The sequence below is a fragment of the Actinosynnema sp. NPDC091369 genome (genome assembly GCF_044757065.1).
Lineage (GTDB): Bacteria > Actinomycetota > Actinomycetes > Mycobacteriales > Pseudonocardiaceae > Actinosynnema.
Genome location: NZ_JBIVUG010000004.1, coordinates 461,473 through 480,493, shown reverse-complemented (window position 1 = coordinate 480,493; position 19,021 = coordinate 461,473). Strand labels below are relative to the sequence as shown.

The 19,021-nt window shown below is 74.2% G+C and carries 18 protein-coding genes; 6 read left to right on the top strand and 12 right to left on the bottom strand.

All coding sequences use genetic code 11. The annotated features are described in order from the left end of the window. Positions 1–107: 107 nt before the first annotated feature. Entirely contained in the window at positions 108–695 is a 588-nt protein-coding gene (locus tag ACIQMJ_RS18740) for a TetR/AcrR family transcriptional regulator (RefSeq protein WP_499762232.1), read from the bottom strand. Positions 696–760: 65 nt separating this feature from the next. On the opposite strand from ACIQMJ_RS18740, the gene ACIQMJ_RS18735 reads away from it, so the two are divergent. The 6 genes from ACIQMJ_RS18735 to ACIQMJ_RS18710 all read left to right on the top strand — a co-directional run bounded on the left by ACIQMJ_RS18735 (position 761) and on the right by ACIQMJ_RS18710 (position 7,571). Continuing rightward, a complete protein-coding gene (locus tag ACIQMJ_RS18735) occupies positions 761–1,552 on the top strand; it encodes a class I SAM-dependent methyltransferase (protein WP_499762231.1) in 792 nt (263 codons plus the stop codon). 841 nt (positions 1,553–2,393) lie between these two features. Further along, a complete protein-coding gene (locus tag ACIQMJ_RS18730) occupies positions 2,394–3,671 on the top strand; it encodes a sensor histidine kinase (protein WP_499762230.1) in 1,278 nt (425 codons plus the stop codon). Then, the gene (locus ACIQMJ_RS18725) at positions 3,668–4,339 is read left to right on the top strand and encodes a response regulator (RefSeq protein ID WP_499762229.1); all 672 of its coding nucleotides are present in this window, start codon (positions 3,668–3,670) and stop codon (positions 4,337–4,339) included. The genes ACIQMJ_RS18730 and ACIQMJ_RS18725 overlap by 4 nt, the downstream gene beginning before the upstream one ends. A gap of 84 nt (positions 4,340–4,423) precedes the next feature. Then, complete coding sequence (locus ACIQMJ_RS18720; protein WP_499762228.1) at positions 4,424–5,308, top strand: ABC transporter ATP-binding protein; 885 nt, start codon at positions 4,424–4,426, stop codon at positions 5,306–5,308. Beyond that, positions 5,308–6,450, top strand: coding sequence for an ABC transporter permease (locus ACIQMJ_RS18715; RefSeq protein ID WP_499762227.1), 1,143 nt, complete (start codon positions 5,308–5,310; stop codon positions 6,448–6,450). Before ACIQMJ_RS18720 ends, ACIQMJ_RS18715 begins: the two co-directional genes overlap by 1 nt. 275 nt (positions 6,451–6,725) lie before the next feature. Then, positions 6,726–7,571, top strand: coding sequence for an SDR family oxidoreductase (locus ACIQMJ_RS18710; protein WP_499762226.1), 846 nt, complete (start codon positions 6,726–6,728; stop codon positions 7,569–7,571). A 6-nt stretch (positions 7,572–7,577) separates the two neighbouring features. Here the strand turns inward: ACIQMJ_RS18710 and ACIQMJ_RS18705 are convergent, their stop codons facing one another. Genes ACIQMJ_RS18705 through ACIQMJ_RS18655 form a run of 11 tightly spaced genes read right to left on the bottom strand, consistent with a single transcriptional unit; the run spans position 7,578 to position 18,996 of the window. Then, positions 7,578–8,129, bottom strand: a complete 552-nt coding sequence (locus tag ACIQMJ_RS18705; RefSeq protein WP_499762225.1) for a GNAT family N-acetyltransferase — start codon at positions 8,127–8,129, stop codon at positions 7,578–7,580. Beyond that, positions 8,126–9,598 (bottom strand): ABC transporter ATP-binding protein, encoded by a 1,473-nt coding sequence (locus tag ACIQMJ_RS18700; protein ID WP_499762224.1) that lies wholly within the window; start codon positions 9,596–9,598, stop codon positions 8,126–8,128. The genes ACIQMJ_RS18705 and ACIQMJ_RS18700 overlap by 4 nt, the downstream gene beginning before the upstream one ends. Beyond that, the gene (locus ACIQMJ_RS18695) at positions 9,595–10,365 is read right to left on the bottom strand and encodes an ABC transporter permease (RefSeq protein ID WP_499762223.1); all 771 of its coding nucleotides are present in this window, start codon (positions 10,363–10,365) and stop codon (positions 9,595–9,597) included. The genes ACIQMJ_RS18700 and ACIQMJ_RS18695 overlap by 4 nt, the downstream gene beginning before the upstream one ends. After that, a complete protein-coding gene (locus tag ACIQMJ_RS18690; protein ID WP_499762222.1) occupies positions 10,362–11,306 on the bottom strand; it encodes an ABC transporter permease in 945 nt (314 codons plus the stop codon). Before ACIQMJ_RS18690 ends, ACIQMJ_RS18695 begins: the two co-directional genes overlap by 4 nt. Continuing rightward, positions 11,303–12,838, bottom strand: a complete 1,536-nt coding sequence (locus tag ACIQMJ_RS18685; protein ID WP_499762221.1) for an ABC transporter substrate-binding protein — start codon at positions 12,836–12,838, stop codon at positions 11,303–11,305. Before ACIQMJ_RS18685 ends, ACIQMJ_RS18690 begins: the two co-directional genes overlap by 4 nt. A 10-nt stretch (positions 12,839–12,848) precedes the next feature. Beyond that, entirely contained in the window at positions 12,849–13,655 is an 807-nt protein-coding gene (locus tag ACIQMJ_RS18680) for a class I SAM-dependent methyltransferase (protein ID WP_499762220.1), read from the bottom strand. Positions 13,656–13,666: 11 nt separating this feature from the next. Further along, entirely contained in the window at positions 13,667–14,848 is a 1,182-nt protein-coding gene (locus ACIQMJ_RS18675) for an MFS transporter (protein WP_499762219.1), read from the bottom strand. Continuing rightward, complete coding sequence (locus tag ACIQMJ_RS18670) at positions 14,845–15,846, bottom strand: dipeptide epimerase (RefSeq protein ID WP_499762218.1); 1,002 nt, start codon at positions 15,844–15,846, stop codon at positions 14,845–14,847. Before ACIQMJ_RS18670 ends, ACIQMJ_RS18675 begins: the two co-directional genes overlap by 4 nt. Beyond that, positions 15,843–16,904 carry a PLP-dependent cysteine synthase family protein gene (locus ACIQMJ_RS18665; RefSeq protein WP_499762217.1) on the bottom strand — a complete coding sequence of 354 codons (1,062 nt, stop codon included), beginning with the start codon at positions 16,902–16,904 and terminating at the stop codon, positions 15,843–15,845. Before ACIQMJ_RS18665 ends, ACIQMJ_RS18670 begins: the two co-directional genes overlap by 4 nt. Continuing rightward, positions 16,901–17,743, bottom strand: coding sequence for a Rossmann-like domain-containing protein (locus ACIQMJ_RS18660; protein ID WP_499762216.1), 843 nt, complete (start codon positions 17,741–17,743; stop codon positions 16,901–16,903). Before ACIQMJ_RS18660 ends, ACIQMJ_RS18665 begins: the two co-directional genes overlap by 4 nt. Then, positions 17,740–18,996: an ATP-grasp domain-containing protein gene (locus ACIQMJ_RS18655; protein WP_499762215.1), complete on the bottom strand. Its 1,257-nt coding sequence runs from the start codon at positions 18,994–18,996 to the stop codon at positions 17,740–17,742. Before ACIQMJ_RS18655 ends, ACIQMJ_RS18660 begins: the two co-directional genes overlap by 4 nt. Positions 18,997–19,021 lie beyond the last annotated feature (25 nt).

Here is a 19,021-nt window from a genome sequence, read left to right as displayed (position 1 = left end):
GTTCCGGCTCGGTTCCCGGGCGACTTCATCGCCGAGTGCGAGCCGTCCCCGTTCGCGCTCGGCTCGCGCTCGGCGACACGGCCACCGGGATCGAGCCCCGCCGGCGGTCAGTGCCGCAGGGCCCCGGCGACGACCGAGGTGACGGCTCGGTGCACGGCCTCGCGGTCCGGCCGTGCGCCGCGGTCGGCGAACAGCAGGTGCGCGGTGCCGATCAGCGTGGGCGCGAGCGCGTCGACCGGGGCGTCGGGCGCGAGGCGGCCGAGGTCGCGCTCGGCCGCGAGGTACGCCGCGATCATGATCACCGCCTCGGTCAGCACCGGCACGCCGGCGGGCCAGGTCTCGCGCAGCCGGGCGCGCAGCTCGTCGCGGAACGTCACCAGGGCCACGATCGCCACGGCGACCGAGCCGAACAGGGCGGTCAGCGCGTCGGTCAGGTTGTCGGCGACCGAGCCGACGCCGGCGGAGTCGCGCAGGGCGGCGGCCTGGGCGTCCATCCGGTGGACGCGGTCGAGCACGAACTCGGCCAGGAACGCGTCGAAGTCGGCGAAGTGGCGGTGCAGCACGCCCTTGGCGACACCGGCCTCGGCGGTGACCGCCCGGCTGGTCAACGCGCTCGGCCCGTCCCGCAGCAGGATGCGGTCGGCGGCGTCGAACAGCTGGTCGCGCACGTCGCGAATGGTCACGCCGGTGGGCACGGCGCTCCTCCCGGTTGACGAAGGGCAGGTTGACGAGTGGGCATCCGCCCACTCATAGTGGGCGCATGCCCACTTTACCCTCCGAACCCCACCAGGCCCGCGGCATGGCCGAGTCCTTCGGCACCGACCCGGCCCGCTACGACCGCGCCCGCCCCACCTACCCGGACACCATGGTGTCCGCGATCGTCACCGCCGGCCCCGGACCGGACGTGGTCGACGTCGGCGCGGGCACCGGCATCGCGACCAGGCTGTTCCAAGCCGCCGGGTGCCGGGTGCTGGGCGTCGAGGTCGACCCCCGGATGGCCGAGTGGGCCCGGCGGAGCGGCCTGGACGTCGAGGTGGCCGCGTTCGAGTCGTGGGACCCCGCCGGCCGGACGTTCGACGCCGTGGTGTCCGGCCAGAGCTGGCACTGGGTCGACCCGGTCGCGGGCGCGGCCAAGGCGGCGAGCGTGCTGCGCCCCGGCGGCAGACTGGCCGCGTTCTGGAACGTCGCCCAACCACCACCCGACCTGGCCCAGGCTTTCGCCGACGTCTACGAGCGCGTCGTCCCGGGCTCACTCGCCGGCCGCGCCTACTCCGGAACCGGCCACACCGCGCTGACCGACCGGGCCGTCGACGGCATCCGCCAGGCGGGCGGCTTCACCGAGCCGGAGGAGTGGCAGTTCGACTGGGACCGCACCTACACCCGCGACGAGTGGCTGGACCAGCTGCCGACCTCGGGCGCGCGCACCCTGTTTCCACCCGGCGTGCTGGACGACGTGCTGGCCGACATCGGCGCGGTGATCGACGCGGCCGGCGGCAGCTTCGTGATGCGCTACACGGCCGTGGTGATCACGGCCGCCCGAACAACCGGCTGACCCCACTCCACCCACCACCACACGAGCCTGTCGCCAGCCGGCAGGGTCCCGACGGCGGGCGCTTCCTGACTGCGGGTGAGCCGGCCTGCCGCGCCCCACGGCGGCTCGCCATCGGTCAGGCCAGTCCGCGCGGCCTGTCGGCGGTGGCCTGACGCGCAATCCGGTCCACCGGTGGGCGGCACCGGTACGGCACCGGGTGCGCAGGTCCACCGTGAGCCGCCGGCGGCGGCGGCGGTCTTGCGCCGGGCTGCCCAATCCACCGCGAGGCGGCGCTGGCCTGACGTTGGTCGGGCCGGTCAACCGCGAGCCGGGGGCCGGTCCGGTGCTAGGCAGCTGGCCCACCGCGGCGTGGCGCTGGGTCGGCCGGTCCACCGCAAGGGGCGGTGGTCCGCATGCTGTGCGACTGGCCCGCTGCGTGGCGGCGGCGGTTCGCGTGCTCGACGGCCGGTTCCGCTGCGGGTGGTGGTGGTCTGGGATTCGGGGGGTCGGGGTCAGGGCTCAGGCCCACGGTCGAGGCGGGTCGGGTCGGGGCGAGGGGCGATTGGGTGGGGAGGCCATCGGCGGGTTGGGGCAGGGGTGGTTGCTCGGGTTTCCTCTTCGTTTCAACCGACGTTTGGGGAGTTCGGTGACGGTGTTTTATTTGAGTGGACTTGGCAGGTTCACCCGATCGTGAAGCTGATGATCGACGTTGAGCCTGGTCAGGGTAGTAGTGGATCGGGATTGTGGCGAATGGAGAGTCAGGAGCATGCTGGTCCCCTCAAGAGTCCCTCAAGAGGGTCGGCACCACGGTGAGGGGTGTGCCGGCGCCGGCCGGGGACCGGAGCCGGGTTACGTTTCGGGCATGACGGACGAACCCTCGCGCGAGCCCGACTGGGCGCAGTGGCGGCGTCCCGGGCCCGGCCCGGCCGGGTGGCGTGACGACGTCTGGTTGGCGCTCGCCGCGCTGGCCGGAGCCGTCGTCGTGACCGTGCTGATCAGCAGCATGGGCGCGAGCCCGTGGGACAGCGGACCGCCGCTCGCCGAGCAGCTCGCCTGGGGTGCGGCCCTGACGTTGCCCCTGGTCGCCCGGCGGCGCTACCCCCTCACGGTGATGTTCCTGGTCGGCGCGCTGCTCATCGTGGTCCAGGCGCGGCAGGTGGCGGACAACCTCGTGCCGTCCGTCGCGTTGTTCCTGGCCATCTTCAGCGCCGGCGCGTGGGGGCAGGACCGGACCCGCGCGCGGTGGGGGCGGGTGGCGGTGGTCGTGGCGATGTTCGGGTGGCTCGGGTTCGGGTTGGTGAGGTTCCTGCTGGAGCCCGCGCCGCACTTCGAGGGCGCGGCCGGGCCGCTCGACCCGGTGCTCGCGACCGTCCTGTACGGCATCGGGTTCAACGTGCTGTTCTTCCTGTCCGCGTACTTCTTCGGCGAGATGGCGTGGGTCTCCGCGCGGCGGCAGGCCGAGCTGGAGCACCGGGCCGAGCAGTTGCGGCGGTCGCAGGAGCAGAACACGCGGGGCGCGATCGTCGCCGAACGGGTGCGCATCGCCCGCGACCTGCACGACGTCGTGGCGCACCACGTGTCGGTGATGGGCGTGCAGGCCGGTGCGGCGCGACGGGTGCTCGACCGCGACCCCGACCTGGCCCGGGACGCGCTGCGGACCGTGGAGGAGACCGCGCGCACGGCCATCGGCGAGCTGCGCGGCCTGCTGGGCGTGCTGCGGGCCGACCAGGAGGACGTGCCCGCCACCGGCGGCGAGACGTCGTCGCCGGGCCTGGACCAGTTGCCGGAGCTGGCGGAGCAGGCGCGGTCGGCCGGGCTCGACGTGGCGCACGGCGTGTACGGGGAGCCGCGGCCGGTGCCGGAGGGGGTGGCGCTGTCGGTGTACCGGATCGTGCAGGAGTCCTTGACGAACGTGGTGAAGCACGCCGACGCGCGCAAGGCCGACGTGCGCGTGCGGTTCCTGGAGAACTCGCTGGAGGTCGAGGTGGCCGACGACGGTCGGGGGCGCGCGGGGGCGTCGGGCGGGGCCGGGTTCGGGCTGGTCGGCATGCGGGAACGGGTCGCGGTGCACGGCGGCGAGCTGGAAGCCGGACCCCGCCGTGACGCCGGGTACCGGGTCCGTGCGAGGTTCCCGGCATGACGGCTCCCCTGCGCGTGGTGCTCGCCGACGACCAGGACCTGGTCCGGGCGGGCTTCCGGGTCATCCTCGGCACGGAGGACGACATCGAGGTGGTCGGCGAGGCCCGCGACGGCGCCGAGGCCGTGGACGTGGTCGGCCGGCTCCAGCCGGACGTGGTGCTGATGGACGTGCAGATGCCGGGCGTGGACGGGCTGGAGGCCACCCGGCGCATCCTCGGCGCGGACGGCGCGGGCCACCCGATCAAGGTGGTCATCCTGACCACGTTCGACCGCGAGGACTACCTGTTCGAGGCGTTGCGGGCGGGTGCGAGCGGTTTCCTGCTCAAGAACGCCTCCCCGGAGGACCTGGTCGACTCGGTGCGGGTCGTCGCGCGCGGTGACGCGCTGCTCTCGCCCGAGGTCACGCGCCGCGTCATCGCGCGGTTCACCGCGCCGGCCCCGGTCACGCCCACCCGGCGGCCACCGGAGCTCACCGACCGCGAGTTCGAGGTGCTGGTCCACCTGGCCCGCGGCGCGAGCAACGCCGAGATCGCGGGTGCGCTGTACCTGGGCGAGACCACGGTGAAGACGCACGTGTCGCGCATCCTGGCGAAGCTGGGCCTGCGCGACCGGACGCACGCCGTCGTGTTCGCCTACGAGCACGGGATCGTGGAGCCGGGCCGGGCGTGACGCGCGGGGTCCTCCGCGAGGAGGACCCCGGAGTCGATCTCGGGCCGGACGTGCCGGAGGGCGCGGCGACCTAGCGTTGCGGTCATGTTGACAGTCACGTCGGTCAGCCGGAGCTTCGGCGACCACCGGGTCCTCGACGGGGTCTCGTTCGAGGTCCGACCCGGCCGCATGACCGGGTTCCTGGGCGCGAACGGGTCCGGCAAGACCACCACGATGCGCATCGTCCTCGGCGTCCTGGCCGCGCACGGCGGCACGGTCGCCTGGCAGGGCTCGCCGGTGACCGGCGCGGTGCGGCAGCGGTTCGGGTACATGCCCGAGGAGCGCGGCCTGTACCCGAAGATGGGCGTGGCCGAGCAGATCGCCTGGCTCGGCCGGCTGCACGGCCTGGACGCCGCCGCCGCGCGGCGCAACACCGCACGCCTGCTCGACCAGCTCGAACTCGGCCACCGGGCGGACGACAAGCTGGAGGAGCTGTCGCTGGGCAACCAGCAGCGCGCGCAGGTCGCCGCCGCGCTGGTGCACGACCCGGTGATGCTGATCCTGGACGAGCCGTTCTCCGGGCTGGACCCGATCGCGGTCGAGACGGTGCTGGGCGTGCTGCGCGAGCGGGCCGCGAACGGCGTGCCGGTGCTGTTCTCCAGCCACCAGCTGTCGGTCGTGGAACGGCTGTGCGACGACGTGGTGATCATCTCCGGCGGGCGGATCACGGCGGCAGGCGCGCGTGACGAGCTGCGAGCCCGGTACGGCACGACCCGGTTCGAGCTGGTCGTGGCGTCGGACGCGGGCTGGGTGCGGGACGTGCCGGGCGTGCGGGTGGTGGACGTCGACGGGCCGCGCGTGGTGTTCGAGCCCGACGGCGTCGCCGACGTGGACCAGGTGGTCCTCCAGGCCGCGCTGGGCCGCGGTCCGGTGCGCGGCTTCACCCCGGTGGTGCCCACGCTCGACGAGATCTTCATGGAGGCGATCTGATGACCGGCGTGACGGAGCAGCACGGCGTGGCGGAGCAGCGCGGTGTGGCGGAGCACGGCGGGGCGCGGGGTTTCGCGGCGGCCACCCGGTTGGTCGCCGAGCGCGAGGTGCGGACGTTCCTGCGCGCCAAGGGTTTCTGGATCGGCCTCGCGGTGATCGTGGTCGGGTTGTTCGCGATGTCGATCCTGCCGACCGTGCTCGGCGGCGGTGAGACGAAGGTGGCCGCGGTCGGCGCGCGAGCCGCCGAGGTGCTGACCGACAGCGGGCTGGAGGTCCGCGAGGTCGCCGACGAGGCCGCCGCGCAGGCGTTGATCCGGTCGGAGGAGGTGGAGGCGGCGGTCGTGCCGGACACCACCGGCGACTCGGCCACCGGTGTGCGCGTGGTCGCGCTGGCCGACCCGCCGACCGACGTGCTGGCCGCGCTGCGGACCGCGCCGCCGGTCGACCTGCTCGACCCGGCCGAGGTGGGGCAGGGCCAGCGGCAGTTGGCGATCATGGTGTTCGCGCTGGTGTTCCTCATCGTGGGGATGAGCGGCACGGCCATCGCGCAGAGCACGGTCACCGAGAAGCAGACCCGGATCGTGGAGATCCTGGTGGCGACGATCCCGGTGCGGGCCCTGCTGGCGGGCAAGATCGCGGGCCACTCGCTGCTGACGATCGGCCAGGTGGTGGTGATCGCGGTGGCCGCGCCGCTGGCGCTGCGGCTGGGCGGGCACTCGGAGCTGCTGGCCCTGGTCGCGCCCGCGCTCGGCTGGTTCGTGCCGTTCCTGGTGCTGGGGTTCGTGCTGCTGGCGTCGATGTGGGCGGTCGCCGGTTCGTTGGTCAGCAGGCAGGAGGACCTGGGTTCGAGCATGGGCCTGGTGATGATCCTGGTGATGGGCCCGTACTTCGGCGTGATGTTCTTCTCCGACAACGCCACCGTGCTCACCGTGCTGTCGTTCCTGCCGTTCTCGTCGGCGATCGCGATGCCGGTGCGACTGTTCGCCGGTGACGCGGCGGTCTGGGAGCCGCTGCTGGCGCTGGGCCTGCTGGCCGGGACGGTCGTGCTGACCGTGCTACTGGCGAGCCGGGTCTACTCGGGGTCGCTGCTGCACACCGGCGGCAAGCTCAAGCTGGCGAAGGCGTGGGCGCGGGAGGAGTAGCCCGTGCGTTTCGACCCGGCCGGTTGATCGGGGAGCCGGCTCGGCAGAGGGGCCCGTGCGCTCGGGGGTGCGCGGGCCCCTCGTCGTGTCGTCACGCAAAGTTACGGGCAACGGGGCGCGGTCGGCCGCCGTATAGGGGGTGACCGAGTGGAGGAGGTGTCACGTGCACGATCGGGACCGCGAGTTCCGGAGCCGCGCGCCCGCACCGGTTCGAATGGCCGACGGCGAGCCGGCGGTGGGAGACTCGGCGCGACCAGCCGAGAGGACCACGCCGCATGCCGTCGCTCGCCGTCACCGGCGCCACCGGGAACATCGGTGGCCGTGTCGCCCGCCGCCTCGCCGACGCGGGCCACGCCCAGCTGCTCCTCGTCCGGGACCCGTCCCGCGCGCCGGACCTGCCCGGCGCGGCCGTGGCGCGGGCGTCGTTCGCCGACCGCGACGCCGTCCGCCGTGCCCTGGAAGGCATCCCGGTCGTTCTCATGGTCTCGGGGTCGGAGTCGACGGACCGCGTCGACCAGCACCGGGCCTTCGTCGACGCCGCGGCGGACGCCGGGGTCGCCCACCTGGTCTACACCTCGTTCGCCGGGGCCGCGGCGGACGCCACGTTCACCCTCGCGCGCGACCACCACGCCACCGAGCAGCACATCCGTGCGAGCGGGATGGCGTTCACGTTCCTGCGGGACAACCTCTACGCCGACTTCCTGCCCGCCATGGTCGGGGACGACGACGTGCTGCGCGGTCCCGCCGGCGACGGTCGGGCGGCCGTCGTGGCGCAGGACGACATCGCCGACGCCGCCACCGCCGTGCTCACCGATCCGGAGGAGCACGCGGGCCGCACGTACGACCTCACCGGGCCGCAAGCCCTGTCGCTGCACGACATCGCGGCCGTGCTGTCGGAAGCCACCGGCCGGACGATCACCTATCACCCGGAAACCGTCGAGGAAGCCTATCGCTCACGCGCGGGGTACGGCGCGCCGGACTGGCAGGTCGACGCGTGGGTGTCCACCTACACCGCCATCGCCCGCGGCGAGCTGGACGGGGTGAGCGACGCGGTGCCCGCGCTCACCGGGCACCCGGCCACGTCGTTGGCGGACCTGCTCCGCCGACGACGTGGCCGGTAGCGGACCTCAGCGCGGCAGCGGGATCTCGAAGTGGACGGTCTGGAAGGTAATCGGGTCGCCGTCACGGGCGTCGTGCACCTCCTCCGCCACGGACCGCCAGAACGGCTCGGCCCCGGCGATCCGGGTGTCGGTGTGCAGGTACAGCCGCTCGTAGCCGGGCGTCGCGGCGACGAACCCGGTGGCCATCTCGACCAGCGCCCGCGCCAACCCGGCCCGGCGGTGGTCGGGCCGCACGTACACGCGGAACAGCTGCGCCGTGACGCCGTCGGGGTAGCGGGCGGCCAGCCAGGCGGGGTGCGGCGGGCTGGCCGGCGCGGTGGCGCGCACGCCGGTGGTGCCCACCACCTCGTCGCCCTTGACCGCGACGAACAGCGCGTGCCGCTCGGGGCGCAGGTACGCGCCTTCGAGGTCGACCACGTCCCGGTGCCACTCGGGCCGGTAGCCGTAGCCGAACTCCTGGTAGAACGTGTCCAGCATGACGCTGCGCGCACCGTCCAGATCGGACTCTCGCGCGCGACGGACCTCGTACGGCCCCACTTCGCGGTGGTAGGGGGTCATGTCTTCTTCTCCTCTGTTCCTTCCATCGAGCGGCCCAGCAGGCCGATGGTGACCGGGTGGGTGGGGGAGCCCAGGACGTCGCCCGCCGGGCCGTGCTCGACGACGTGCCCCTGGTGCAGCACGGCGACGCGGTCGGCCAGCCGCGCGACGACGGCCAGGTCGTGGCTGATCAGCACCACGGTGCAGGTCAGCGCGGCGAGCTGGTCGAGCAGGCTCGCCTGGGTCAGGGTGTCCAGCCCGGCCGTGATCTCGTCGCACACGAGCACGTCGGGCCGGGCCAGCAGCGCGCGCACCAGCGCGGCGCGTTGCAGCTCGCCGCCGGACAGCGCGGCGGGCCGGCGGGTCGCGGTCGCCTCGTCCAGCCCCACGGCCGCCAGTTCCGCCACCGCCGCCGCACGCGCGTCGGCGACGCCGCCGAGCCGCACGGCGGTCCGGCTGACCTGGTCGAGCACGGTCCGGTAGGCGTCGAACGACGCGCGCGGGTCCTGGAACACGTACTGCACCGCGGCCAGCTCGGACCGGGAACGGCGGCGCAGCGACCGCGGTAGCGGGCGGCCGTCGAGCAGCACGTCACCGGTGAACCCGGCGTGCAGCCCGGCGACGCACCGGGCGAGCGTCGTCTTGCCGCTCCCGGACCGCCCCACGACGGCCAGGCACTCGCCCGCGCCCACCCGCACGTCCACGTCGTGCAGCACGGTCGTGGCGCGGTGCCGCGCGGTCAGCGACCGCGTCTCCAGCCGGGGCGCGACGGCCGGGCGCCCGTCGGGCACGGTGACCCGGGGCTGTGCCGCGACCAGCGCGGCGGTGTAGGCCGACCGCGGCCGGTCGAGCACGTCGGCCACGGGGCCCGCCTCCACGACCCGGCCCGACCGCAGCACCACGACCTCGTCGGCCAGCGCGCGCACCACGTCCAGGTCGTGCGTGAGCAGCACCAGCGCCACGCCCTGCGCCACGACCGACGACAGCTCGTCCACCACCTCGGCCCGGGTGATCGGGTCCTGCCCGGTGGTCGGCTCGTCGGCGACCAGCACGGCCGGGTCGCCCACGAGGGCCTGCGCCAGCACCACCCGCTGCTGCTGCCCGCCGGACAGCTCGTGCGGGTACCGGCGCAGCAGCTCCACCGGCACGCGGGCCCGGCGCAGCGCGGTCGTGACCAGCGCGTCGCGGTCGCCGGGGTGCAGCGCGGCGATTTCCCGGAACACGCCGCCGAGCCGTCGCACCGGGTTCAGCGCCGCCGACGGCTGCTGCGGCACGAACCCGACCCGGCCGGTCACGGTGACCCGTCCGCTGACCGACACGCCCGGCGCGTGCTCGCCGAGCAGCGCGAGCCCCGTGGTGGTCTTGCCGCTGCCGGACGCACCGACCAGGGCGACCACCTGGCCGGCGGCCAGCGCGAAGCTGACCCCGTCGACCAGGACGTGCGACCCGGCGACCGCGCGCAGGTCCTCGACGTGCACCACGGTCGTCACGTCCGCGCCTCCGCCCGCAACGCCCGGTCGAACACCAGGTTCAGCCCCACCGACAGGGCGACGATCAGCAGCGCGGGCACCACGACCGCCCACGGCTGGATGAACAGGCCCACCCGGTTGCGGTCGACCATGACGGCCCAGTCGGCGGCGTCCGGCGCCACGCCGACGCCGAGGAAGCTGGCCGACGCGACCAGGTACAGCGCGCCGGTCAGCCGCACGCCCGAGTCGGCGGCCAGCGTCCGCAGCATCGACCGTCCCGTGTAGACGACCGACGTCCGCCACCACGTCTCGCCCTGCAACCGCATCGCCTCCAGCGCCGGACGCCCGGCGACCTCCAGCGCGGCGGCCCGCGAGATCCGCGCCACGTCGGGGAAGTTGACCAGCGCCACCACGCCGACGAGCACTGGCAGCCCGGGGCCCGCGATGGCCGCCACCAGGATCAGCACCAGCAGCGACGGCACGGCCAGCAGCAGGTCGAGGGGCCGCATCAGCACCTCGTCCACGATTCGCAGGCGGGTCATCGCGGCGACCACGCCCCACGGCACGCCCAGCAGGTAGGACAGCACCGACGCCAGCACCGCGACCAGCACCACGGTCTGCCCGCCCGCGAGCACCTGGTGCCACACGTCCCGGCCGACGAAGTCGGTGCCCAGCGACGAGTTCGCGACGAACGGCGCGCCGCGCGTCAGCTCGTCCGGCACGAACAGCGGCCCCAGCAGCGCCAACGCCAGCGGCACCAGCACGAGCAGCAGGCCGACGCCCTTCACGCGATCGCCACCGATCGGGGGGCGAGCCGGAACACCAGCAGGTCGGCGACCAGGTTCACCACGACCGTGGTCACCGCGAACACCACCGCCAGCCCCTGCACCACCGGCAGGTCGCGGCCCGCGACCGCGTCCACCAGGATCGTGCCGAGGCCCGGGATGACGAACACCGCCTCGACCACGATCACGCCGCCCAGCAACCAGTCGGTGGTCCGCGCCACCTGTTGCACGGCGGGCGCCAGCGCGGTCGGCAGCGCGTGCGCGAACCGGACCCGCGTCACGCCGATGCCCAGCCGCAGCGCGTGCCGGACGTGGTCGGACGCCAGCGCGTCGATCATCCCGGCCCGCACGAGCCGGCTGATCGAGCACAGCGGCCGCGCCACCAGCACCGCCAGCGGCAGCACCAGCACGGCCGGCTGCCCGAGCAGGTCGGCGCCCACCGCCGTGGGCGGCAGCCACCGCAACTGCACCCCGAACACCGCGATCAGCACCACGGCGAGCGCGAACTCCGGGATGGAGTGCAGGCCCACGGTGACCGTCGTGACGGCGCGGTCCAGCGGCCCGCCTTCGCGCAACGCCGCCAGCACGCCCAGCAGCACCGACAACGGGATCAGCAGCACCAGGGCGAGCACCGCCAGCACCAGCGTGGGCCCCAGCCCGTCGTGCAGGAACTCGGCCACCGGCCGGCCGGAGATCAGCGACACGCCGAAGTCGCCGTGGGCGAGCCCCGCCACCCAGTCGCCGAACCGCTCCAGCGGTGGCCGGTCCAGCCCCATCGCGACGCGGATCTGCTCGATCCGCTCAGGGTCCGGGTTGTCGCCCGCCAGCGCCACCGCCGCGTCCCCGGGCAGCGCCTGCACCAGCAGGAACACCACCGTGACCACGGCGAGCACCTGGACCAGGCCCAGGGCCAGTCGCCGGGCGGCGTACCGGCGCAGGCTCACCCCAACCACACCTTGTCGAACCGCGCCCAGTCCAGCGTGTTGGCGGGCGCGGTGGAGATGCCGCCGACGTTCGGGGCGGCGCCGACGATCCAGTCCGCGAAGCCCCACATCAGGTAGCCGCCCTCGGCGTGCAGGGAGCGCTGCATCTCCCGGTACAACCCGTCCCGCCGCCCGGCGTCCACAGTGGACACTGCCTGGTCGTACAGGGCGTCGAACTCCGGCCGGGCCCACTTGGTCACGTTGGTGCCCGAGCCGCTGAGCAGCCGCTGCGCGATGTGCGTCTCGATCGGCATCGCCCCGGACCGGAAGCTCGACAGCGAGCCGTTCTTGAGCGTGTCGGACCAGTAGCTGTCCTTGTTGCCGGTGACCACCTCGATGGTCAGCCCGGAGCCCTTGACCTGGTCGGCGAACACGGTGGCGGCCTCGACCATGCCGGCCGCGGCGGTGGAGGTGTCCAGCTTGACCGTCAGTCCCTCCGCGCCCGCCCGGCGGATCAGGAACTTCGCCTTGTCCAGGTCGCGGGTGCGCTGCGGGATGTCGTCGGCGTAGTGCTGGTAGCCCTTGCCGAACAGGTCGTTGCCCACCTGCCCGCTGCCCGCGAGCACCGACTCGACCAGCTGCGGCCGGTCGGCGAGCAGGAACAGGGCCTCGCGCAGGTCCCGGTTGTCGAACGGCGGCCGGTCCAGCTTCATCGCGAACGCCTGCACGGCGCTGTTGGGCGCGCGGTGGATGGCCATCCGGCCGCCGGCCTCGTGGCTGCGGGCGGTGGTCGGGGTGAGGTCGTGCGCGTACTCGACCTGGCCGCCGAGCAGCGCGTTCGTCCGCGCGGACTCCTCGTTGGCGATCACGAACTCCAGCTCGTCCAGGTGCGGCGCGCCCTCCCAGTACTCGCCGTGCCGCTTGAGCAGCACCGACTTGCCTGGCTCGAACGACACGAAGCGGAACGGCCCGGAGCCGACCGGGTCGGTGAAGTCCTCGGTGCCCGCGGGCACGACGTACGCGCCGAACGCGGCCAGCACGTTCGGGAACTCCACGAACGGCCGCTTCAGCGCGAACTCCACCGTCCGCTCGTCCACCGCGCGGCTGTTCGGCAGGTCGATCACGGCGAGGCTGGACTTCGCCCGGAACGCGCGGTTCGGGTCGAGGATGCGGGCGTAGCTGGCCAGCACGTCCTCCGCGCGCACGGGCCGGCCGTCGTGGAACGTCGCCTGCCGCAGGGTGATCCGCCAGCGGGTCAGGGTGGCGTCGGGTTCCCACTTCTCGGCGAGTCTGGGCTGGGCGGAGACGTCCGGGCCGAGGTCGGCGAGCTTGTCGTACAGCGCCTTGGACCGGGCGGCCTCCACGAACAGGTTGGCCAGGTGCGGGTCCAGGACCTCCTTGGCCCCGCCGCCCGCGAACGCCGCGCGCAGCCGTCCGCCGTCGCGGGGGGCGGACGCGGCGGAGGTCGGGGTCTGCGTGCCGCAGCCGGTGAGGGCGGCGATCGAGAGGCCGGCGGTGAGGCCGAGGAAACCGCGGCGGTTGAGGGGGTGCATGGTGTTCCTTTCAGTGGCGCAGGCGCGCGACGAGGTGCAGGCGGTCTCCGGACAGGGCCTCGCTCACCGCGGCGTCGGCCGTCCACGGCTCGTCCGTCCGCGGCCCCGGCGAGTCGAACAGGGCGAGCACGTCGAACCCGGCGTGGTCGAGGAAGTGCCGCAGCTCCTGCGGGAACAGCAACCGCCACGCCGAGCGCTGCACGAGCGGCTGCGCGCCGGGCCACCACCACTCGCGCCGGCGGCGCAGCAGTTGGGCCGCGTGGTCGATCCAGAGCCTGGTGTGCGAGGTGTAGGACACGCCTTCCCAGACCACCGTGCGGGTGCGGACGCCGTCGAGGAGTTCGGTGTTGCCTAGGAAGAACGCGCCGTTGCGCATCTCCGCCACCAGCAGCCCGCCGGGGTCGAGGTGTTCGCGGCAGCGGTCCAGGAACGCGGTCAGATCGGCGTTCGCGTGGCAGTACAGCAGCGCGCTGTCCAGGCACGTGATCACGTCGAAGCGCCGGCCGAGGTCGAACGTCCGCATGTCGCCGAGCACGAACCCGACCGCCGGGTGGTGCGCGCGGGCGTGCTCGACCATCCGCTCGGAGCTGTCCAAGCCGACCACGTCGTACCCGAGGCTCGCCAGGTGACCCGCGTCGCGGCCGGTGCCGCAGCCGACGTCGAGCAGGGCGCGTCCCCCGCCGAACCGCGTCACCACGTCGTGCGTGAACCGGGCGGCGACGTGGTCGGGGTCGGGGAACTGCTGCTCGTACAGGCCGGGGTTGTCGGTCAGCAGGTTCTCGCTCGTCGGCGTCGCACTCATCTGCGTCTCAGTCATCGGTGTCTCACTCATCTGGCCACCTCTCGGTTCGCGGTCAGCACGCCGCGCCGGTGCAGCCGGGCCACGGCCGCCGCGCAGCCGAGCCCCACCGCCACGCACAGCAGCGACGCGGCCGGGGCGGACCGGCCGAACACCCAGCCGATGGCCGCGTTCCCCAGCGCCGCCGCCAGGCCGGAGGCCAGGTAGAACACGCCGAAGTACGTGCCCGCCAAGCCGGTGCGGCCGAACGCGGGGATCAGCTCGTAGACGAACGGCTGCGAGATCATCACGCCGACCGACAGCAGCAGCGTCGCGACCAGCACCGGCGTGATGCCGCCGAACGCCCCCAGGTGGCTCACGGCCGTGGCGACGAAACCCAGCCCCATCACCGCGATGCCGAGCGCGATGGCCCGACCGCGCGCGAACCGGTCCAGCGCACGGGTGATGCGCACCTGGAACAGCAGGGTGGCGACGGTGGACACCAGGAACACCGCCGCGACCGCGAACGACGACCCGCTCAGCCGTCGCGCCTCCAGCGGCAGCACCAGGTACAACTGGTTCTGGAGCACGAACACGCCCGTCAACGCGCCGGTGAACGCCAGGAACCGCCGGTCGGTCAGGCACTCGCGCCAGTCGTCCAGCACCGTGCCCCGGTGCGGCGCCACGGGCCGGTCGGGCAGCACGACGGCCTGCGCGACCGTGAGCGCGGCGAAGATCCCGGCCGCGACCAGCGCCGCCAACCGGAAGTCCCACAGCATCAGCAGGCCGCCCAGCAGCGGTCCGGCCAGCGCGCCGGCCTGCCCGTAGGCGTTGAACAGGGCGAACGCGCCGGCCCGGTCGTCGGACTCCTCGGCGATGTAGGCCCGCACGGCCGGGTTGAACAGCGCGCCCGCGAGCCCGCTGAGGACGGACGCGGCCAGCAGCACCGCCACCGACTCGCCCGCCGCGAACAGCCCGAACCCGACGGCCCGGACCGCGCAGCCCGCGATGATGACCCGGCGCGGCCCGAGCCGGTCCGACGCCGTGCCGCCGAACAGGAACAGGCCCTGCTGGCTCAACGTCCGCACGCCCAGGACCGCGCCGATGGCCGCCACCGACAGGCCCAGGTCGCCCAGGTGCGTGGCCAGGTAGGGGATGAGCAGGTAGAAGCCGGTGTTCACGCCGAACTGGTTGACCAGCAGCAGGCGCACCGGCAGCGGGAAGCGCCTCATCGGGGCACCACGCCGAGCCCCGGCGCGCCGGTCAGCCGCAGCGTGCCGTCCTCGCCGCCGATGCCCGTCCACGGGTCGTCGGCCAGCAGCAGGTGGCCGTCCAGGTCGACCCACCGCGCATGACCGGTGAGGTGCACGGCGGGCGCGATGCCCAGCGAACTGGCCACCAGGCAGCCGAGCATCACGTCCAGGCCGCACGCCCGCGCCACGTCGACGACCTCGCGCGCCGCGGTGATGCCGCCGCACTTGGCCAGCTTGACGTTCACCCCGTCCACCAGGTCCGCCAGCGCCCGCACGTCGGCGACGGTGGCGGCGTCCTCGTCCGCGATCACCGGCACCGGGCACCGCTCGCGCAACCACGCCAGCTCGTCCCACCGGCCCGGCGGGATCGGCTGCTCCAGGGCGTCGACACCGGTGAGCCGGTCGACCACCCGCACCGCCTGCTCGGCGGTCCAGCCGCCGTTCGGGTCGAGGATGAGCCGGGCGTCGGGCGCGGCGGCCCGGACCGCGTCCACCCGGGCCACGTCGTCCTCCGCGCCGACCTTGACCTTGAGCACGCTGAACCCGCGCGCGGCCAGCGCGGCGGCTTCGGCAGCCGCGTCGCGCACCGAGCCGATGCCGATCGTGTACGCCGTCGGCACGTCCGTCCACTGTGGAATTCCGAGTGCGGCGTGCACCGGGACGCCGTCGCGCAGCGCTTCGAGGTCGTGCAGCGCGGCGTCCACGGCGGCGAGCACGCCCGGCGGCAGCTCGGGCAGGCGTTCCCGCAGCTCGTCCGGGCTCGCGCAGGAGTCGACCACGGGCGCGAGGTCGCGCAGCAGCCCGGTGATCCGCTCCACGTCCAGCCCGTAGTACCGGCTGGTCACCACCTCGCCGTGGCCGCGGACCCCGTCGGACTCCACGACCACGCGCACCGCGTCACGCCGGGCCATCACCGACCGCGAGATGCGCAGCGGCGACCGCAGGTCCAGCCCGTACACCGTCCAGTCGAGCTTCACGCCGGCACCCCGACGGGCTTGGGCGCGTAGACCGTGCGGCACCGCGCCCAGCTGGTGACCTCGACCTCCGCGGTGTCGGCGATCTCGACCGGCCGGTCCTCGGGCGTGCCCAGCAGGCCCCGCGCGCGGCAGAAGTCGTCGTCGAAGATCGTGCCGAGGTAGCGGTGCGGGCCGTCGGGGAAGATCGTCACGACGGTCGCGCCCGGTTCGACGCGCGCCACCCACGACGACACCAGGGCCACCGCGCCGGTGCTCCAGCCGCCGGTGACGAAGCAGTCCCGCGCCAGCCGGCGGCACGCGTCCACCACCTCCACCGGGCCGAGCCAGTGCACCTCGTCGAACAGCTCGTAGGCGACGTTGCGCGGGTGGATGCTGCTGCCCAGCCCGCGCATGACCCGGGGCCGGGCGGGCTGGCCGAAGATCGTCGAGCCGACCGTGTCCACGCCGATGAGCCGCACGTCCGGCCAGTGCCGGCGCAGGGCCGTCACGACACCGGCGCTGTGCCCGCCCGTGCCGACGCTGCACACCAGCACGTCGGCGTGGTCGAGCTGGGCGGCCAGCTCGCGGGCCAGCCCCGCGTACCCCGCCGGGTTGTCGGGGTTGTTGTACTGGTCGGGCCAGTACGCGCCGGGCAGGCCGCGCAGCAGGGCGTGCAGCCGGTCCAACCTGGCCTGCTGCCAGCCACCGGTCGGGTGCGGCCGGTCCACGACCTCCAGCCGCGCGCCGTGGGCCCGCAGCAGCGCGCGCATCGACGGCTCCAGCTCGTGGTCGACCACCAGCACCACCGGGTGACCCAGGGCCTGGCCCGCGAACGCCAGGCCGAGGCCGAGCGTGCCGCTGGTCGACTCCACGACGACCGCGCCGGGGCGCAGCTCGCCGCGCTCCCGTGCGGCTAACAGCATCGCGACCGCCGAACGCGCCTTCATCCCACCCGCGCTCAGGCACTCCAGCTTCGCCCAGAACCCGCCGTGCCGGTGCGGCAGCGGCGTGTCGATGCGGGCGACCGGGGTGTTGCCGAGCAGGTCGAACAGGTGGGGGTTGCGGCGCACCGCGGTCACCGGTCCCGTCCGGCGGGGGAGGAGCGGTAGAGGTGCAGCGTGGTCGGGCCGCCGTGCAGCCAGAAGAACGGGAACGGCTCGGCCGACACCGCCGTGACGCCCGACCCGAGGAACCACGGCACGATCGCGCTCGCGGTCTGGGCGAACACCACCAGCGGCCGGCCCGCCGCGGCGGCCGTGCGCAGCAGCGGTTCGAAGCTGCCGTTGCCGACCGTCATGCCGGAGGCCAGCACCAGGTCGCAGTCGGCGACGGCGGCGAGCGCGTCGGTCACGATCGGCTCGCCCCACTCGGTGCGACCGCCCTTGAGGTCGCACGGCACGTAGCGCAGCCCGCGGTCGCGCAGGTGGTGCAGCAACGAGTTCACCACCCCGACGACCAGCACCCGCTGCCCCGGCCGGGCCTCCAGCAGGTCGACCACGGTCGACGCGCGGGCCATCGACTTGGCCAGCGAGTCGCCCGCGCCGATCACGACGTGCCGCGCGGCGGCGAGGTGGTGCGGGTGCGCGTGCATCAGGTAGGCGTCCAGCACGGCGGTCCGGATCGCGGGGTCGGGGTGGTCGAGCAGGTCGGCGACGCTCTCGCCGACGCAGTCGGTCACGGCCGCGTCGTCCGCGCCGTCGGGCTCGACCGCGCACGAGCCGACCGCGTCGCCGATGCGGACGCTGATCACCGTGTTGCGGTACACCTGACCGCGTGACACGTGCCGCGCGCCCTGCCTCGTGGTGAAGGCGACGCTGACCCTGGACCCGGCCGGGTCGGGCCCCATCGCTCCCGCCCGGGCGAGGGCGACGAGCTCGGTGACGCCGGACAGGGGGCGCCGGTCGGCCTGCGCGGTCACGCGACGGGCTCCGCGTAGCGCACGTCCAGCGTGCCGACGACCCGCTCGGCGCGCGTGCGCGCGTCACCGTCCGGCGACGTCACCATGACGTGCCCGAGGTAGCTGTTGTTGCTGGTCGGCTCGCCGGCGCGGTGGCCCGCGGGCTTGGCGGCCCAGTCGACCACCTCCGGGTTCGCGGCCAGGGCCTCGACGCCGTCGATCCCGGCCACCACGCCGGCGCGCGGCGGCAGCAGGAACGAGATGGCGGCACTGCGCACGCCCGTCTCCCGCGCCCGCAGGTCCGGCTCGCGGCCCGCGGCGAGGTCGGCGAACACCGAGGGCAGGTCGATCCCGGTCACGCGGCGGACCAGCTCGGTGATCTGGTTGCCCGCCGGGCGCGGGTTGACCTCGATCAGGCGGGGACCGTCTGCGGTCAGCTTGACCTCCGTGTGCGCGACGGCGTGGTCCAGGCCCAGCGCCTCGATCGCGCTCACCGCGGTGTCCACGGCCGCGCTCCAGTCGGCGTCGCCCAGCGCGGCCGGGAACATGTGGCCGCTCTCCACGAACCACGGCCGCCCGGCCAGGCTCTTGTCGGTCACCCCGACCACGTGGGTCGTGCCCGCGACGGTCACCGTCTCCACGCTCACCTCGGGGCCGACCAGCAGCTCCTCCAGCAGCACGGTCGGCACCCGCTCCTGGCCGCGCGCGTTGACCGGGAACGCTTCCAGCGCCTGGTACGCCTCGCGCAGCGCGGCCTCGTCGCGCACCTCCCGCACGTGCATCCCCGCGCACAGGTCGACCGGCTTCACCACCAGCGGGTAGCCCAGCTCGGCGGCGGCCTTCGCGGTGGCGGGCCAGTCCCGGGTCAGCGCGAACCGGGGACCGGGAACGCCCGCCGCCGAGGTGGTCGTGCGGGTGAGGTCCTTGCGGTAGGCGCGTTCGACGGCCAGCGGGTCCGGTCCGGGCAGGCCGAGGTGCGCGGCGACGGCGGCGACCGTGGACAGGTAGTAGTCGCAGGAGGAGATCACGCCGTCGAACCCCAGCACGCCGTGCAGCCGCTCCACGTAGGACAGCAGCGCGGGCACGTCGTTGGTCTCGGCGGTGAGCACGTTGTCCGCCGCCAGCAGCGGGTGCGGGTGCGCGGGCGCGGAGCGCAGGTAGTGCCGCAGGTCGCGGGTGAGGAAGGTGAACCGGTGGCCGGACTCGTGGATCGCCCGTGGCAGCAGCGAACTCATCGCGCCCACCCAGCTCTCGATCATCAACAAGTGCGCCACGCGTGCTCCTCCGAAGGGGCGTCGG

What these genes read in the sequence shown, in the direction of transcription:
- ACIQMJ_RS18715 (WP_499762227.1), top strand. Translation starts at nt 5,308, where the DNA reads ATGACCGGCGTGACGGAGCAGCACGGCGTGGCGGAGCAGCGCGGTGTG.
- ACIQMJ_RS18680 (WP_499762220.1), bottom strand. Translation starts at nt 13,655, where the DNA reads ATGACTGAGACGCAGATGAGTGCGACGCCGACGAGCGAGAACCTGCTG.
- ACIQMJ_RS18685 (WP_499762221.1), bottom strand. Translation starts at nt 12,838, where the DNA reads ATGCACCCCCTCAACCGCCGCGGTTTCCTCGGCCTCACCGCCGGCCTC.
- ACIQMJ_RS18735 (WP_499762231.1), top strand. Translation starts at nt 761, where the DNA reads ATGCCCACTTTACCCTCCGAACCCCACCAGGCCCGCGGCATGGCCGAG.
- ACIQMJ_RS18730 (WP_499762230.1), top strand. Translation starts at nt 2,394, where the DNA reads ATGACGGACGAACCCTCGCGCGAGCCCGACTGGGCGCAGTGGCGGCGT.
- ACIQMJ_RS18725 (WP_499762229.1), top strand. Translation starts at nt 3,668, where the DNA reads ATGACGGCTCCCCTGCGCGTGGTGCTCGCCGACGACCAGGACCTGGTC.
- ACIQMJ_RS18705 (WP_499762225.1), bottom strand. Translation starts at nt 8,129, where the DNA reads ATGACCCCCTACCACCGCGAAGTGGGGCCGTACGAGGTCCGTCGCGCG.
- ACIQMJ_RS18720 (WP_499762228.1), top strand. Translation starts at nt 4,424, where the DNA reads ATGTTGACAGTCACGTCGGTCAGCCGGAGCTTCGGCGACCACCGGGTC.
- ACIQMJ_RS18675 (WP_499762219.1), bottom strand. Translation starts at nt 14,848, where the DNA reads ATGAGGCGCTTCCCGCTGCCGGTGCGCCTGCTGCTGGTCAACCAGTTC.
- ACIQMJ_RS18710 (WP_499762226.1), top strand. Translation starts at nt 6,726, where the DNA reads ATGCCGTCGCTCGCCGTCACCGGCGCCACCGGGAACATCGGTGGCCGT.